Genomic DNA, 18964 nt, shown 5'->3' with positions numbered 1-18964 from the left:
CTGGAGGGCGCTGACTCAACGGCAGCGGCGCTCTCTCCTATCTTGCTATTGAAAGGGTGGATGAATCGAAATGGCTAAACTCAGAATCGCGATGCTTATGCTCCTTGTCTTTTTTCTAGCGAGACCTGTGGTAACGCAGGCTAGTAGTGAACCCAACTTCCAAACTGTGTTATCAAAAGAAAGTCCTACCCTCAACAGTACCTTTACTGTTGAGATTGCAGCGAACCTAATGACGGATTTGTACGCGTACGAGTTGAATCTGACCTATGATCGCTCAAAGCTGGAGTTCGTGAGTTACACAGCAGGCGAGGGCGGCTTCAACATTGACGCCCTATTGACGAATAACGGCGTGCGGCTAGCGCATACAGAGCTTGAGAAGAAATCTGGCAAGAACGGAGATCTGAAACTGGCCACAGTTACTTTCAAAGCGCTTGAGAGTGGCGATGTCAAAATCGTTCTATCCCGTGTGAAGTTAGTAGATTCGCAGCTGGCTGCGGTTAACTATACCCCTGATGCATCGGCGATCGCGCATATTGTTAGTATCGATGACAACAACGGAAACAACGGCAATAACGGTAACAATGGAAACAACAGCAACAATAGTAATAACGGAGCGGGAGGAAACGGCAGTTCGATCCAGCCTACAACTCCGAGTAATGTCAACGGTTCTACGATCAAACCGGTGATTCGTTATGACGCAGCTGCACAATCGGTTCAATCAACCGTGGATCTAGAATCACTGCAGAAAGCTCTTAACCAAACTACCGCCAACGACAAAGGAGTAAAAAAAGTAATCATTGAAGTCGAGTCGAAGCCCGGGGCAAAAGAGTACGTTCAGACGATTCCAACTTCGGCTATATCCAATGATGTCAAAAAGGCGGGAATTGAAATTGTAACACCACTGGCTAACCTCACTCTCCCTGATAATATGCTGCAAGCTGGGGTTACCTCCAATGAACAAATAAGTCTTCATATCACAAGTGTTGATCCTAAATCCTTGCAGCCGTCCGTGCAAAACCAAATCGGCAACCATCCCGTCATTCAATTAACTTTAACGTCGGGTGGCAAGATCATAACCTGGGATAATCGCCAAGCTCCGGTCACAGTCAGCATCCCCTACGTTCCTACTGCACAAGAGCTGCTTAATCCAGAGCATATCGTTGTGTGGTATGTAGACAGTCAAGGGAAACTTACTTCGGTTCCTAGTGGTAGATATGATGCGAAGTCCGGTCGCGTCAGCTTTAAGACTACACATTTCAGCATGTATGCAATTGGTTATACGAATAAATCCTTTAAGGATCTTGAGTCTGTGGCTTGGGCTAAAAATCCGATCGAGGTTATGGCTTCCAAGGGAATTATTAGTGGTGTGTCCGATACAGAATTCCGCCCATCTCAAGCTGTTACTAGAGCCGACTTTTTGGTATTGCTCGTTAGGACGCTAGAACTGAGCGGAAAAGCTGGAGATACCTTCGCGGACGTCCCATCCCAAGCTTATTATTACGAGGCCGTTGGCATTGCTCGGGCACTTGGCATTGCGGAAGGCTCAGGAGACAACTTGTTCAAACCGCTTGAGCCAATCACCCGTGAGGACATGATGGTCCTAACCGCCAGAGCCTTGAAGGCGTCAGGTCAACAGGTTACAGGTGGAGATACATCCGTGCTTCAACCGTTCAGCGATGTTGCGAAGATTTCTGCCTATGCGTCTGAATCTGTCGCAAGTCTAGTGAAAGCGGGTTTGATTCACGGGAATGGCCGCCAAATCGAGCCTAAGTCTACGACGACACGAGCGGAAGCAGCTGTGTTAATGTACAACATATATAACCTCTGATAGTATTCGTGCACTTCTATTCTAAGGAGGAAGAAGATATGAACAGGACCGCACCCTGGGGGCAAGAAGACACCATAAGCCGAAAAGTAACGGCTATAGCCATAATCGTGGCGATGATAATGAGTCTTTTATATGGTTATTCTCCGCGAACCGCTGCGGCCGCTGCTGCCAGCTGGCAGGCGAATACCACTTATACGATCAACGATTGGGTCATCTATAATGATCTGGAATATCAGTGTATACAAGCACACACCTCGGAGGAAGGGCTGAAACCTTCAATTGCGGTGGCGTATTGGGCGAAGAATGGCAAGCCGATTCCGGGCAAGCTTGAAGCCGAGAACTGGGATAGCATGCAAGGGGTTCAGAACGAGGCAACCACGGATACTGGAGCCGGTTTAGATGTGGGCAATATTGAAGCCGGAGATTGGCTGGAATACAAGGTAAATGTGGCTTCCGCAGGAATCTACACCGTAGATTTTCGTCTTGCTACGAAGTATTCAGATAAGGAGCTTCAATTGCAAGATAGCAGAGGAACTGTTCTGGCAGCGGTTTATGTGCCAAATACGACCGGTTGGCAAAAATGGACGACTGTAAGCGTGTCGGCAAATCTGAGTGCGGGTCCGCAAACCCTGCGCATCACGACGAATACCGGCAACTTCAATATTAACTGGATGATGTTCACTGATGTATTATCAGCCTCGACCCCGACAGGAGTAACCGGCAAGGCTGGTGATACACAAGCGATGCTTAATTGGCCGGCGGTTACCGGAGCGATTTCGTATAATGTGAAGCGTAGTGAAACAACTGGCGGGCCCTACGAGCTGATTAAGAACATGGATTCCAACCGGTATGTAGATAGCAAATTGATGAACGATAAAACCTATTATTATGTCGTCAGTGCAGTAACCGATTCCGGCGAAAGCCCAAATTCCATGGAAGTAGGCATCACGCCAATTCTGCTACCCGACATACCAGCTGCTCCGACAGGGTTGACGGGAATAGCAAGGGACAGCCAAGTGACCCTGAAATGGGAGTCTGTCGAAGGTGCGGAGCAATACCATTTGCTCAGAAGGGATGACGGAGGGGCTAAGTATTCGGTCATCGCGTCGGATTTGACGGCAACCCAATATAACGACGCCGGATTGACTGACGGAATGGTATATGAATACACCGTTCAAGCTCAAAATGCGGGTGGCTTAAGCGAAAATTCGGTCTCCGCTAAGATTTCTCCAGTTACCCCTTTAGCGAAACCAGCTGGATTGATTGCTGTTCCTGGTGATGCCCGCGTGGATATAACATGGAACCCTGTGCCGGGAGCCTCCTCGTACTCAGTGAAGCGAAGTGTAATATCGGGGAGAACGTATTCGGTCGTGGCTAGCAACCTGACCGCTCCGGAATTTACTGATAGCACCGTACACAACGGAACGAATTATTATTATGTTGTATCTGCCTTAAGTGCTCAGACGGAAAGTATGAATTCCGATCAAGCACGCGTATCTCCGGTTCATTTCCAGCAGGGGGTACCTTCTTCGCCGAATGAAGTAACAGCACAAGCGGGAGTTAGCAAGGTTAACTTGCAGTGGACCGAGGTTGCTGAGGCTGATTCATACCTCGTTAAACGGGCGGCTTCGTTGGCGGGACCCTTTACAACGATCGCTAGCGTAACCCAAACAAACTATCTGGACAACAGCATAACAAACGGTCTGACCTATTATTATGTTGTATCTGCTGTTAATGCGAGGGGCTCGGGAGCAGATAGCCTGATCCAAATCGCCACTCCAGCTAAAGTAATTGTAGTTGCGAAGGATGGAACGGGAGATTATACGACCGTTACGGATGCTCTGAATTCGATTCCAACTGGGAATTCGACCCGGCGGGTGATCTATATCCAAGACGGTATCTATCATGAAAAGGTAGCCGTGCCGAATTCTAAGCCATTAGTTAGTTTAGTTGGTGAAAGCAGAGACGGAACGATTTTGACCTATGACGATTATGCTAATTCCGGAATAGGTACTGGAAACAGCCACACGTTGTTAGTTTCTGCCAGCGACTTTACGGCAGAAAATATGACGATTCGCAATACTTCGTTTGAGAGAGGAAATGTAGGTCCCGCAGTCGCACTTAACGTAACGGGCGACAGAGCAATTTTTACGAACGTTTATCTGGCAGGGTTCCAAGATACCTTGTACGCAAACGGCGGGCGACAGTACTTTAACCGATGCATAATTGAAGGGGACGTCGACTGGATCTTTGGGAATGCTGCGGCTTATTTCTACGATTCGGAGATTAAGTTCGTTGGTGGCTTTGGCGGTCATATGACGGCAGCCTCTACGGATGAGAAAGCTGAGTTTGGCTATGTTTTCATGAACTCGCGATTGACCCGCGGTACTTCTTCTTTGAAGGAATCGGTGACTCATGATCCTTGGAGACCGGAATGGGATATCGACACTAAGCTGGCTGCTACTAACGGTTCGCTAGATCTGGGTAGACCTTGGAGAGCTAACGCCAACGTGAAGTACATTAATACCTGGATGGATGCGCATATCAAAGCAGTAGGTTGGGATAATTGGGGAAATCCTTCTAACGAATCGACGGCGCGGTATGGTGAATACAACTCTTCGGGACCAGGTGCCAATGCGAAGGGCCGCTATCGCTGGTCGAGCCAATTGACATCTGACGAAGCCAATCAATACACCGTTCAGAATGTGCTGAAAGGAGCGGATGGGTGGGATCCTACGCTGTTCGGCACGCTTCCTGGGCATGAACAGAATGAACAGCAACCTGCTTCTCCAACCGGACTGAGTGTGACTTTCCCGAGCGGTGTTGATGCGACATTAGGCGATTCTCCCGTAGCTCTGTCGTGGAACACGGTTGAAGGAGCAAGTTCTTATCGTGTCTATCGCGGAAGCGAAGCGGGTGGTCCTTACTTGCCGATTGCATCCGATCTGATTCCGTCATCCACTTCCCCGCTGGCAACGATCCAAGGTGAGGATTGGACAGCGATGTACGGTGTCAAAACTCAGAATACGAGTGATGAAGGCGGAGGTCTAAATGTCAGTTATATCGATCCGGGAGATTGGATGGATTACGCGATACAGGTTCCTGCGGGTGGATTCTACACCTTGGATCTGCGCGTCTCTGCTCCGGACAGCGGTAAACAGCTTCAATTAAAGAGTGGGAATGGCAGCGTGCTGAGCACCGTAGATATTCCGCAAACCGGTGATTGGCAGAGCTGGACAACGGTCAGTGTGAATGTCAATCTTCCCGCTGGGAATCAAACTTTACGCCTTTATTCCGTAACGGGGAGCTACAACTTGAACTGGCTCCGCTTGACGGAGGGAGTGAAAGATAAGGTTCAATATTCGGATATGGTTGTGAACACAGGAGCTCCTTTTTATTATGTAGTAACTGCTGTGAATGCGAATGGAGAGAGCGTCTATTCAACTGAAGTATCTTTGTCTTCAGCTCCGGTGAAATTTGATCGTAATCATGAGAATCAAGCGGATCTGACTGTATCTGTTAAACGCTCGGGAGACACAATGACGGGAATTATGCTCGGAACCCATGCACTGAATAAGGGGACCGATTACACTGCCAATGGAAGTATTTATACTCTTCGTGATGTCTTCTTGTCTCAGTTGCCGATTGGAAAAAATACACTAACTTTCACTTTCGCTTCCGGTACTAAAATTCTGTTAGCCATAGAAGTTGTGAATTCCACCATGCTGCCGGGACAGACCCTATCGAACATACCGACACTGGAGCTTTATAGCCTTGAGGGGGTAGCTCCATTTTTGCCAAGCATCGTTCCCGTTCAATTTACGGATGGATCGGAGAAAGCATTGGCTGTCGTGTGGAGTTCAATCGATCCAGCTAAGTATGCATCTGTGGGGAACTTTACTGTGCAGGGAACTGTAACGGGCACCGATGTAAAGGCGACTGCGAAGGTTAGCGTCAAATCCGCGGATTCCGTGGGGGTTGTAACGGGCGGGGATGACTTGCAAACGTATCAAAAAGATCTGCCATTCGATATGCCAGCGATTACGCTTCCAACATTTCCAAACGTAGATTTTAATATTGAAGATTATGGCGCTGTTGGAGATGGTATAACCAAAAATACGGCGGCATTCGCAAAGGCAATTGAGGCGGCTACACTGGCAGGTGGAGGGCGTGTCGTCGTACCTGCTGGTGTATGGCTGACAGGAAGTATCCAAATGGCAAGTAATATTGATCTGCATGTAGAGGCTGGTGCACTCATTCAATTTAGTCCCGACTATGATGACTACAATTTGGTGAATGCAAAATATCAACCGATGCTGGCGGCATCGGGGCTCAGCAACATCGCGATCACAGGAAAAGGTGTTATCGATGGCAATGGGCAATATTGGCGTTATGTGAAGAAGGGCAAGGTCACAACCACGCAGTGGAATTATCTGTTGTCCTTGGGCGGAGTGTTGACCGATAACGGCAGTGTTTGGTATCCGTCTCAACAAGCTGTTGGGGTATATCGTCCTATCATGGTCGACATCTATAATAGCAGCAATGTGTTAGTTGATGGACCTACCTTTATGAATTCACCGCAATTTGCGACTAGCTTTACGAAGATTCGGAATCTGGTGATCCGTAATTCAACGGTCAATAACGACGCTTGGTACCAGAACGGAGACGGTCTTGATGTCACTTCTTCGCAGAATGTTGTTTTATATCACAACACGGTGAATGCCGGAGATGATGGAATCGGGATGAAGGCCAGCTATGACCCGAGTCCGACAAACGCTTTGTCCGAAGTCGTAATTGCCGACAACATTGTTTTTCGTGGCCATGGCGGATTGTCTATCGGAAGTAACACATCCGGAGGCATTCATAACCTTGCGGTTCGCAACAATCAATATATCGGAACGGATAATGGGATCAATATTAAAAGTTTTGTTGGTGGTGGTGGTCCTATCGAGAATATCTATATCGATGGTCTCCATATGCAGAATATTGGTTATACGGCATTATCCATTAATGATTTCTATACGGGGCACAGCGAAGCAGTGGATAATGCGCAGCTGGGAGTCGATAACCGGGTTCCAGAGGTTAAAAATATCCACATTCGTAACGTTACGGTGGACGGAGCTTCGGAAGCAGTGTCCATCGATGCACTGGCCAATGTGCCTTTGCGTAATGTGGAGTTGACCAATGTAAAAATGTCGACTCAAACTGGATTCGTGTCCAGTAATACGACTGATATTCATTTCAATCATGTTCAGATCGTTCCGGCGAACGGAACCCTCTATACCATGAACAATGCAGCCGATATTTTATTGAATGACGTTCTTTGTCCGCCTGGCACAAGCACCTTTATCCATTTGAAGGGATTCGCGAGTAATATCCTATTGCAGGATACGGATTTTTCGCAGGCGGGGATACCGTTTCACTTGGATTCAGGCATAAGTCCTTCAGTTATTACGGTCTCTAATCCGGGTTCCATTCAGATTCCTAAAGCACCCGCAAACGTAAGTGCAACTACGGGCAGGGCCGAAATCTTGCTACGCTGGGATGAGGTTGCCGGAGCTGATTATTATGCAGTGAAGCGAAGCGTAAATAGCTCAGAGGGGTATGTAACCATTGCCTCCAATGTCACGGACAGCACTTATTTGGACAATGCCGATCTTACTGCTGGTAATTATTATTATGTGATTACGGCAGTTAATGTTGGAGGTGAGAGCGATAACTCTAACGAGGTCAGCGCGATTGTAAATGCTCCGTCCTTAAGTCTTCCCTATGCTACGGTTATGGGAGAAGGAACAACGTTTGCCGGCCAACAATTTGGTTTGGTTTATGGCTTAAATAATGATTACGTTACAGAAAGTGTCAGCACTGTTGTTTATGGTCAAGAGTTGATGTTTGAATATGACCCGGACCTAATTCTTTACGATTCGGTAGAATGCTTAGCGGATGAATGGGGAGTGGAATCCGTCGATAAGGATGAGGTGAATGGAAAAATCACAATCAAGCTCGCAAGCACTGGAGCTGGTATCCTTCCAAGCGGAGACATGCTCAAAATGCTCTGGCATTCATCAAACCTGAACTATGCCGGCGATAAGACGGCCTATCTTCATTTGCACCCCGTTTTGATTGCCGATGGTAGCCAAACGGTATCAAAGCTATCTAATACGATCTATGGCATGAAGATCATGATAGACAAAACGGTCCTGGCCAGCAGGGTTGATGTAGCGAAGAGCCTTACGGCAGATCAATACAATCCATCCACTTGGTTAATCTTGCAAACCTATCTAACCTCTGCGAAAGTGATTCTTGCTGGATCGCAAGCTACACAGAATCAGGTGAATGCAGCTGCCTCGAACTTGCAGTTGGCTATGGATGGGTTAGACGGCGCCTCGGACAAATCGGCTCTGGCATTAAAGATTGCTATAGCACAAGCAACATCCGATTACGCCACTATTGGCAGTAAATGGGGGCAATATACGAAGACGGTAGTGAATGAGCTTAATAATGCAATCGGTAAAGCTATGCAGGTCGTGAATAATCCGAACGCAACTAAGGTTTCTGTGGAGCAGGCAATCATTGATCTGGATGCGGCGCTGGCAACTTTCTTGAGCTCGGCCAATCCAGCAAGTATCGGTGATTTGGCTATTCTGTCCGCTCATTACGGTATAAGCTCCGCACATACGGATTGGATCCGATATCAGATTTATGATCTGAATAAAGATGGTCTTTTGGATATTGTGGATCTTGCGGCGTTAGCCCAGCTTATTCTACATCCATAAAGTAGCCAAAGACGAGTCCCAATCAGGGGCTCGTCTTTTTTTTGAGAAATTGAATAAAAACAAACAAGGTTTGATAAAAAACAAACCCATCTCTTCGAGCTAGGAGTTATTATAAGAGGAGAATCCGAAACGACTTCATTTGGGGGAAATACATGTTCTCGTATCTTTCTAGAAGCCCAATCAAAATTAAGCTGCTTATCTATTTTTTGCCTATTCTTGTGTCATCCGTTGCGCTTACCGGTTTTTTTTCCTATTTCACTGCCGTTAAGCAGCTCGAACAAAACGCTTATTATTTGCTAAGCGATACGACCGAGCAAACGGGCTTTTTTCTTAACGATAAGCTTTATACGATCTTCGAACAGCTAGTGTCAATCGAGAACAATTCGGCTTTTCAATATATTTTATTAGATAATGGACAAGACGAAGGAGAACATCGCTACGATGATATCATCGATCTTCATAAACAGTTCGAGGAAGCCTACCGGAATCATTTGCAAGTCATCGATTCAATTTTTGTCACGTTTAATAATGGCCGGACCTTCAACATACAGAAGGACTTTATTCCCCGGCATGTCGGTGTGAATCTTAATGAATGGCTGGCCCGATACAACCAAAAGGATGCAGAAAGCAGTTATTACTGGTTGAATACGCATGAGGATCAAGTGTTTACAACTGTCACGAAACGTAATGTTGTAAGCGTATTTAAAATTATCGGAAATCTTGATTCCGAGGTCAGTGGCATGGCTCTCATTAATATGAAGGAATCCTATCTGCTCGACATTTTACAGAATGTCAATATTAGTCCCAACGGCTCGCTGGCTCTGATCAGTCCAGATGGGGTGATGTATTCCAAGCCGTTATCCAAAGAGTACGCTATCGGCGATGAGATCGTGAACGATATCCGTAATAACGCTAATCACCAGGGAGATTTAAGGGCGGCCAGCAAGTCGGACCAACGTATGATGATTCACTTTACAACGTTATCGCTGAACGGGTGGAAGCTCGCCGCCATCGTTCCTGAAAGCGATATCTTAGCCAAGGCAAGCCAGATTAAATCGATAACGCTTACAATCGTAGCTGTTATTCTCGTAGTTTTTATTATCATGGCAACCTATTTTGCCAGCAGCCTGACGAATCCCATCCGTTATTTGTCCAAACAAGTGAAGAGTTTTAGACAAGGGAACCTAAATGTTAACTTTCAGCTGAAAGAGCAAAATGAAATTGGTGTATTAGCCAGTGGGTTGGAGAATTTGGTCGATTCGGTTCGCCAATTGCTGGAGCAAGTTAAGGATGAACAGGAACAGAAGCGGCAAATGGAGTTATTAGCATTGCAGTCGCAAATTCAACCACATTTTCTATACAACACTCTCGGATCTATCAAACATATGATTGATTTGGGTGAGAAGGAAAAGGCATCGACAATGGTTAGTGCGCTGGCCCACTTTTTTCGGATCGGCATTAGCAGAGGGCGGGAGGTCATAACGCTTAGAGAAGAGATCGAGCATGTTCAAAGCTACTTGCAAATTCAAAATATCCGTTACCAGAAAGATTTTGAATTTGAGATTCAAGTTGAAGAGAGCATTATGCATCTTCCTATCATGAAACTGACCTTGCAGCCAATTGTCGAGAACGCCATCTATCATGGCATCAAAAACAAGAAGGGAAAAGGGATCATCAGAATAACAGGAAGGCCAAGCGGGGATGCAGCGATAATTGAAGTCTTCGACGATGGTGCAGGGATGGATGTAGAGAAGGTACAGGAGATGAATACTTCTATTCAAGCGCAGAATGTTCAAGAGGCTCCAGTGACATTCGGGCTGCGTAATGTTCACCGACGGCTGGCGCTGCAATTCGGCTACGGGTTCGGGATTCGGCTGGATAGTGAAGAAGGGGTTTATACCATAGTGACTGTAAGGATTCCATATACGAAAAATGAGGTGACGAATCGTGCATAAGCTGGTCATTGCAGACGATGATGAATGGATTAGGGAAGGGCTTCGCAGGAATATTCATTGGGATCAGGGAAACATTCAGGTGGCAGGAGTTGCAGTGGACGGGAAGGAAGCTTGGGAACTTATCCAAAGGGAGAAGCCGGATCTACTGCTCTCGGATATTCGCATGCCTTTTATGGATGGACTGAAGCTTGCCGCCCAAGTGAAGGAGAATGGCTTGGATTTGAAGATTGTCTTCTTAACGGGGTATGATGATTTTTCTTATGCTAAGGAGGCGCTACAGCTTCAAGCGTTTGATTACATATTAAAGTATGAAGATAACGATAAAATCCTGCGGACAATCATGAATGCGTCTGAGGCACTGGAGGAAGAGCGGAGAAAACGTGAGAAGGATATAAAAAGCCATGGTCTTATCGTGAACCAATTTTTTAGCGAGTTGATCTCTGGGTCGGGGAATGAGGAAGCGATTGATAGGGAGGCGAAGCTGCTCGATTTAACGTTTTGCGGCTCGGTGTTCGTGATGGCTGTTCTGAGCTTGGATGGTGTCGGAAGGTTTCTTAAACCCAATAAACCCGTCGATCTGGAGCTATTATTGTTCACTCTCAAAAACCTTTGCAATGAGGTGCTAGAATCTGCAATTTGCGACGGGGTTCAGGTGTATGCGATTCAATATAACCACCGGATCAATCTGTTGTTCAACTACCGAAACGAGGGTGCGGAGAAGCTGAAGCAGGATACCGAGCTTATTGCCCGCCGCTTAACAGTGATGATTGAGCAATATCTCAAAGTTCACGCCAAGATCGGTATAGGCAGTATTGGTGAAGGGTTTAAACATATTGGCGTCTCCTATGAGGAAGCATTGATTGCGACACAGATGAAGGATGTCCGGATGGATCAATCGATTATTTTCTATGATCAGGTCAAATATTCAAGCAATTCGCATCAAGCTATTCTTCGCACAATTATGGATTATATCGCAAATCATTATCAGAATGAGAATCTGGACTTAAAAGAAGTAGCGGAGACGGTCCACATTACACCATCGTACGTCAGTACTTTGTTTAAAAAGTATACGGATGTTAATTTTTGTGAGTATATTGTCCAAGTGCGAATAGATAAAGCTACTGAACTGCTTGTGCATACCGATTTAAAGGTATATGAGGTTGCTGAGAAAATTGGGTATGTGAATACCCAGTATTTTAGTGTTTTGTTCAAGCGGCATACAGGGTTTACCCCGATGGAGTATAGACAGCAGCATAGCTCGTAATAGTTGGAAAGCGTTCACAAACAACCTTATTCCAGTCAGTGATTGGAATAAGGTTGTTTTTTTGCTGCTATTTTTTATTTTCAAAAAAACAAACAAACTTTGCAAGATATATTATTTAGCTAGCTTCATGCATAGCCTATTATTCTTATTGAGGTGATTATTTCATGAAGGTGAAACAACAATTAGCAACAGGACAAGTGACGGGAACGTCCAAGAGAAAAAACAAGATGATCGGCAGCGACAGGATATTTCCTTACGTTCTGATTATCCCGACTGTCGTTCTCATGGCGGTCATTATGTTCTACCCTATTTTACAAGTCTTCCAACTAAGCTTTCAGAACTATGACTTGACTCGGCCGATGGATGACGGTTTTGCCGGGTGGAGTAACTTTAAGCAGATTTTATTCCATGACGATCTGTTCCCAAGCTCGCTATGGATAACCATCAAGTGGGTGGTTATTGAAGTCGTTCTTCAGCTCGTGTTCGGCTTAGGTGTGGCCCTGCTGCTTAATCAGGCCTTCCGGTTTAGAGGCGTTATACGTTCGCTCGTGCTGATTCCTTGGGCGGTATCAGGCGTTCTTACGACAATGCTGTGGTCGCTCATGTACAACCAGCATATCGGAGTCATTAACGATCTTTTGAAGAGGTTAGGGATTATTCACGAGAATATCGCTTGGCTGTCGAACACCCATACCGTATTCGGTTCGGTTGTACTGGCCGAGTTGTGGAGAGGGATCCCGTTCTTTGCAGTCGCACTGCTTGCTTCCTTGCAGTCTATTCCGAAAGAAGTCTACGAGTCCTGCGAAGTCGACGGTTGCGGAAAGGCAAGAAAGTTATTTTCCATTACCCTGCCTTATCTTAAGGAAAGTATTATTTTCACTACGATGCTAAGAGCCATCTGGGAGTTCAATTCTATCGATATGATCTTCACGATGACAAACGGCGGTCCAATGAATATGACAACCACTCTCCCGATTTATATGTTCCAGACGGCAATTTTGAACGGGAATTATGGCTATAGTTCGGCTATGGGGGTCCTTTCCTTCGCTGTTCTAATGATTTTCGTGGTCGTCTATATGAAATTAAGCAGAGGTGGCCAAAATGAGTAAGCTTAAACGTTTTTTAACCACTTTGTGTTTGTTCTATATTCCTATGACTGTTACGTTGTTGTTTGTCCTGCTGCCTTTTCTTTGGGACATCTCAACTTCCCTTAAACATGAGAATGATATTATCAGCTCCACGATTCGTTACCTTCCGCATCCAATTACGTTTGATAATTTCATAAAGGTGTGGAGTGTCAACAATTTTTCGAGATTTTTTGTAAACAGTCTTTTCATCTGTACGGTGTCGGTGATTTTTATTACATTGCTGTCGATTTTCAACGGCTATGCTTTGAGCAGATTTAAATTTGTTGGAAAAAATGCTTTTATGCTTATGATGCTGGGCACTCAGATGCTTCCGGTTATCTTATTCGTCATCCCGTTGTTCCTGATTTTTAAGAGCATGGGGATTATGAATACGCCTTTTGCGATCATATTGTTCTATATCGTTTCACAGGTTGCGTTCAACTCGCTGTTGATGCAAGGATTTGTATCTGGTATTCCGAAGGAAATTGACGAAGCGGCTATGGTCGACGGAGCAGGAAGATTCCGGGTCTTGTTCACGATCATTACGCCAGTGATTCTACCGGGGATCGTAGCGACTGCTCTGTTCGCCTTTATCGGCTGCTGGAATGAGTTCTTGGTTGCTTTCTCATTCCTGACAGATGCGTCCAAATTTACGATCCCAATCGGACTGAAGTATTTAATCGGCCAGTACAGTGTAGAGTATGGATCGCTCGCAGCAGGCAGCATTATTGGATTGATACCGCCTATTGTGCTCTTTATGTTTATTCAGCGTTATCTGATTCAAGGTCTGACAGGCGGTTCGGTCAAAGGATAAAAAGGAAAAGGACGTGGGGAGGATTACTACATGAATCTTGGAGAATACGCAGAGCCTTGGGTTTCAGATCAGGGAGACGGAACTTATATCAATCCAATCCTGCATGCGGACTATTCGGACCCGGACGTAATTCGCGTCGGTGATGACTTTTATATGACCGCTTCTAGCTTCGGGCACATTCCCGGATTGCCGATCCTGCATTCGAAGGACTTAGTCAATTGGGCAATCATCAATCATGCTGTGCTGGAGATGAACTTGGAGGGGTATGACCGTCCGCAGCATGGCAATGGCATTTGGGCACCTAGCCTAAGATTCCATGGCGGGAAGTTCTGGATCTTCTATGGCGATCCAGATGTCGGCATCATGATGACTTCGGCGGTGGACCCTGCCGGAGAATGGACGCCATTGCATCTGGTTCAGGCAGGCAAAGGCTTAATTGATGCTTGTCCCTTCTGGGATGAGGACGGACAGGCGTATTTGATTCATGCCTATGCGAAGAGCCGCAGCGGCATTAAGCACAAGCTGCGGCTGTGCCGAATGTCCGCTGACGGTAAAGGGCTGCTGGACAAAGGCCGGATTATTTATGATGGAACCGAAAATCATCCGACTCTGGAAGGACCAAAGTTATACCAGCGCAACGGATATTATTATATCCTTGCTCCGGCAGGGGGCGTGGCAACCGGATGGCAGACAGTGTTCCGTTCCCGAAACATCTGGGGCCCTTACGAGGACCGAATCGTTCTGCAACAAGGGCAGACCTCAGTAAACGGCCCGCATCAAGGCGGACTAGTGGAGCTGGATTCGGGCGAATCGTGGTTTATCCATTTCCAGGATAAAGGACCTTATGGCCGGGTCGTTCATTTGCAGCCGGTCAGTTGGGTAGATGACTGGCCTTTGATGGGAGAGCTTCAAGCAAGCGATGGAGCTGGAGTGCCAGTGATACGTTACCGAAAGCCTGAGGTCGGGAAGGCATACGCAGTGTCAGTGCCTGCAACTTCTGACGATTTCGAGTCTTCAACGCTTGGATTGCAGTGGCAGTGGCAGTCTAACCCCAAATCGTCTTGGTATAGTCTCGAGGCAAGAGAGAGCTATCTTCGGTTAAATGCTGAACATAAACCCGTAGACAACAAAGGGCTATACCATAGTCCGCAGCTCTTGCTGCAGAAATTCCCAGCACTTTCGTTTACAGCAGCCTGCAAGGTTGACCCTTCGGGCTTGGGAATAGGGGAGTCCGGAGGTTTGATGATTTTTGGTTATCGTTATTGTTGCTTGGTGGTACGAAGATTAGAGGATCAAGAACTGAAGGGGACGCTAGCCCTATCGCTTATGCAAGGAGATGATACGGGAGAGACAGAAATGTGGTCATATCCTTTGATAGACACGGATAATCTCTTCTTGCGGGTCGAGGTATTAGAGGATGCGACTTGCCATTTCGGCTACAGCTTGGAGGGTACAGACTTCACTTCCGTACCTGTAGAGTCATTTCAAGCTATAGAAGGACATTGGGTGGGAGCTAAGACAGGTCTATTTGCCGTAGGTTCCGGCAATGGAGGATATCTTGATATCGATTGGTTCCGAATCACCAAGTAAGTGAATAACCAAGTAACCGAATAACCCCAAAACAAAGGAGAAGCTTATGCTGAATGTTTCGAAGCGGAATGAGCCTCTGGTAAAACATATTTACACTGCTGATCCGTCGGCTCATGTTTTTGAGGATAAACTATATATTTATGTGTCTCACGATCTTGAAATCAGCGTTCCCAACAACTTAGATGGAGATCATTATGCTATGGAGGATTACCATGTTCTAACTATGGATGATAGGTCAGCAGAATTCGTAGACGATGGTGAAATACTCCATATGAAGGATGTCCCGTGGGTATCCAAGCAAATGTGGGCTCCAGACGCTGGCTTCCGAAACGGCAAATATTATCTTTATTTTCCGGCGCGGGATCTCAGCGGGGTGTTTCGGATTGGTGTGGCGACAGCGGATTCACCGGCGGGACCTTTTACGCCGGAGGCGGATTACATGGAGGAAAGCTTCAGCATTGATCCGGCCGTATTCAACGACGATGACGACGAGGTTTATCTGATCTTAGGAGGGCTTCGCGGGGGGCAGCTGGAGAAGTGGAGTACGGATACCTACATGCCTGATGGCACAGGGCCGGCTCCACACGAACCTGCATTGGGACCTCGCGTGGCAAAGCTAAGCAAGGATATGTTGTCCTTTCAGGACAAATTAATGGAAATCTCCATCATTGATACTGAAGGACGTCCTATTCTGGCAGGCGATGAAGAACGAAGATTTTTTGAAGGTCCTTGGATGCATAAATACGAGGGGAAATACTACCTCAGTTATTCTACAGGGAACACACATAAAATCGTCTACGCCATTGGAGACAATCCGCTGGGACCCTTTACGTTTCAAGGCACACTTCTGACCCCGGTGATCGGATGGACAACGCATCATTCCATCGTGAACTTTCGGGACAAATGGTACCTATTTTATCATGATAGTTCTTTGTCGGACGGTGTGAGCCATAAGCGCTGTGTGAAGGTTACTGAATTAAAGTATAATGCGGACGGAACGCTGCGAATGATCGATCCAAATTTAGTATAGATAGACTTGTATGGCAACAAGGAATGGTTTTGTAGGATTCCCCTCAGGTAGGCAGTGGAAACAGACCTCATGGTAGATGAGTCTAATCACCGTCAATCGGAGGGGATCTTTTTATATCATGATTGGATGCGCTTTCATTAAAGGGGGTGATCATTCAGGTAAGGTCGTTTCACTAAAATAAGTAGGAGGGATCGGATCAAATGATTAAAAAAGTGCTACGTAGTTTAATGCTGGGAAGTTTATTGGTGACTTTAACTTGTTCTAATCTAGCAGGCAAAGCAGAGGCGGCAGCGGTAAATACAATTCCTAACGCGTCTAAGGTTGAGCAGGGTTATGACAGCAGTTTTTTATCAGTTCCTGGTTTTGCATCATTAGGTGTAAAAGATAGAAGCAGTTATGCAGGTACCTCATATTATCGAACGGTCAGCAGTGGCCGAGAGTTTTTACAAGCAATCTTGGATGCAGGCAGTGGTGCTGTAAAAGTTATTGAAGTTACAGATAATCTAAACTTAGGGTGGACTGAATTAGCACTAAATTCTACTGAAATTTCAAAATATAGCTTTGTTACAAAATATCCTGATCCATCAAACGGATTCACGAACCCACTCTTAATAACCTCCGGTGTATCCAAATTAAGCATAGCCAATATTGATGGATTAACGATTTTTTCAGCTCCAGGTAAAACTATTAAACACGCAGAATTAAAATTGCAGAGCTCAGTGAACGATATTGTCATTAGAAATCTCAATTTTGATGAAATGTGGCAATGGGATGATACAGGTGAGCACAAAGAGGTAGGCTGGACTTTTATCAAGGTAAATGGCGCAAACAATGTATGGATAGACCACTGTAAGTTTTCGATAGCCGCGGATGGAATGATTGATATGGAAAATGGTTCAACGAATGTAACTTATTCTTGGAACGAATTTGGTCTAGCGGCAGCTCAAAATCCAGCGACTAGTAGCTCTATTTATAAGTCAATTGAATATATGGAGCAAAAATATGCAACAGGATCACTGAACTCCTCCACCAGCCTTTATTATAAAATGCGTAACGAAGGGGCTACCAAAAATCAAATTATGGCTTATGCCGCCTATCACTCCAAAGTTCATTTGGTAGGATCGGGTGACAAGGATTATACGAATTATGTGGGTTCTAACGGTGTGGAAATTAAAGATGGAAATCAAAGACTTCGCTTAACTTTAGCATACAATCGTTATACAAATGTTGGGTCGCGTCTGCCAATGATTCGTCAAGGAGTCGGGCATCTATTTAATAATTCTTTTGATAATTCTACACATCAGAATGTACTCGACAGCGTTACTGCAATCTCCAAATATGGCCATGATAAATTATCGCGTGGAATGAACGCCAGAAATGGAGCTTCTATAGCGGGGGACACCAATGTCTATAATGCTTTTAATGAACCGCTGATTGGTGCGGAGCTTCAAGGGGATGATACTGCTAATATGAATGCACCTTTTGACGTATTGTTTAAGGATGCGATGAACCATAGTTTAATTGTAAATTCTACAGTAACAACTAGTAGCGGAACAACCTATACAGGCAGCAGCTGGGATAATAATGGCGTTAATGCCTTTACTAACGGAATGAATTGGAATAACAAAGCAACCATTGGCCAGTGGGCTTGGTCATCATCAATAGTCGGAATTGAAAATATGAGTAAATCAAACCCGCCATCTACACCTTTTACATTCACTTATGGGTATAACGAGCAATTGCCTTATGCTTATAAAACAGTTCCTCTATCTGGCGTTGTCTCCACAGTAAATCAATATGCCGGGGTCTCAAAAGTTTCTTGGAACACTGCGGAGTGGTTAAAAACAAATTATTATGATGCCTATTCGACGATCGAAGCAGAACGTTATACCAGCATGTCTGGTGTGAAAAATGAAGCGAGTTCCGAAGACGGTCAGAATGTCGGCTATATAGAGAATGGCGATTATATCGCGTTTAATAATGTTAACTTTGGAAGCGTCGGACCCACAAGTTTCGAAGCAAGAGTAGCGAGCGGTACATCGGGAGGAACTATCGAAATTAGACTGGACAGCTCAACTGGAACTCTGGTTGGAACTTGTCCGGTAGCGGGAACAGGCGGCTGGCAGACCTGGGTGACTAAAACATGTGCAATCAGCGGCGCCACCGGCACGCATAATGTATATCTAAAATTTACCGGTTCTAGCGGATATTTATTGAATCTTAATGGGTTCAAGTTTATTAAGTGATTTTATTAAGCGAGGTTCTGAGGGGGAGTGAAAAACCTTTATGCTGGGGCGGGCAGATAGACCTCGGCTGGAGTGGAAGCGGCGAAAAGGGAGCGGGAGTTGTACCGTAGAATGTGGCGGATGGAGCGGAAGTGGCGAAAAGAGAGGCAAAAATGCCCTAGAATGTGGCGGATGGAGTGGGAGTGGCGAAAAGAGAGGCAAAAATGCCTTAGAATGTGGCGGATCGAGCGGATGTGACGAAAAGAGAGGCAAAAATGCCTTAGAATGTGGGGGATGGAGTGGGAGTGGCGAAAAGAGAGGCAAAAATGCCTTAGAATGTGGCGGATCGAGCGGA

General features: G+C 45.8%; 9 protein-coding genes. All 9 read left to right on the top strand.

Annotation, left to right across the window (positions count from 1 at the left end):
• Positions 1-70 precede the first annotated feature (70 nt).
• The 9 genes from MHI15_RS05805 (at position 71) to MHI15_RS05765 (ending at position 18630) form a co-directional block, all read left to right on the top strand.
• The gene (locus MHI15_RS05805) at positions 71-1828 is read left to right on the top strand and encodes an S-layer homology domain-containing protein (RefSeq protein ID WP_341164211.1); all 1758 of its coding nucleotides are present in this window, start codon (positions 71-73) and stop codon (positions 1826-1828) included.
• A 38-nt stretch (positions 1829-1866) separates the two neighbouring features.
• Positions 1867-8604: a pectinesterase family protein gene (locus MHI15_RS05800; protein ID WP_341164210.1), complete on the top strand. Its 6738-nt coding sequence runs from the start codon at positions 1867-1869 to the stop codon at positions 8602-8604.
• A 152-nt stretch (positions 8605-8756) separates the two neighbouring features.
• The gene (locus MHI15_RS05795) at positions 8757-10559 is read left to right on the top strand and encodes a cache domain-containing sensor histidine kinase (protein WP_076219245.1); all 1803 of its coding nucleotides are present in this window, start codon (positions 8757-8759) and stop codon (positions 10557-10559) included.
• Positions 10552-11823: a response regulator gene (locus tag MHI15_RS05790; protein ID WP_076310150.1), complete on the top strand. Its 1272-nt coding sequence runs from the start codon at positions 10552-10554 to the stop codon at positions 11821-11823. Before MHI15_RS05795 ends, MHI15_RS05790 begins: the two co-directional genes overlap by 8 nt.
• 164 nt (positions 11824-11987) lie before the next feature.
• Complete coding sequence (locus tag MHI15_RS05785) at positions 11988-12932, top strand: carbohydrate ABC transporter permease (RefSeq protein ID WP_076128908.1); 945 nt, start codon at positions 11988-11990, stop codon at positions 12930-12932.
• The gene (locus tag MHI15_RS05780) at positions 12925-13764 is read left to right on the top strand and encodes a carbohydrate ABC transporter permease (protein WP_076128910.1); all 840 of its coding nucleotides are present in this window, start codon (positions 12925-12927) and stop codon (positions 13762-13764) included. The genes MHI15_RS05785 and MHI15_RS05780 overlap by 8 nt, the downstream gene beginning before the upstream one ends.
• 30 nt (positions 13765-13794) lie before the next feature.
• Complete coding sequence (locus tag MHI15_RS05775) at positions 13795-15354, top strand: glycoside hydrolase family 43 protein (RefSeq protein WP_341164209.1); 1560 nt, start codon at positions 13795-13797, stop codon at positions 15352-15354.
• A gap of 46 nt (positions 15355-15400) precedes the next feature.
• Complete coding sequence (locus MHI15_RS05770) at positions 15401-16384, top strand: glycoside hydrolase family 43 protein (protein ID WP_076219248.1); 984 nt, start codon at positions 15401-15403, stop codon at positions 16382-16384.
• 200 nt (positions 16385-16584) lie between these two features.
• Positions 16585-18630, top strand: a complete 2046-nt coding sequence (locus MHI15_RS05765; RefSeq protein ID WP_341164208.1) for a carbohydrate-binding protein — start codon at positions 16585-16587, stop codon at positions 18628-18630.
• Positions 18631-18964: the final 334 nt, after the last annotated feature.

Source organism: Paenibacillus sp. FSL H7-0918 (assembly GCF_038007025.1).
Lineage (GTDB): Bacteria > Bacillota > Bacilli > Paenibacillales > Paenibacillaceae > Paenibacillus_AQ > Paenibacillus_AQ odorifer.
The sequence above is the reverse complement of the archived record's forward strand: the minus strand, read 5'-3'. Positions and strand labels throughout refer to the sequence as shown.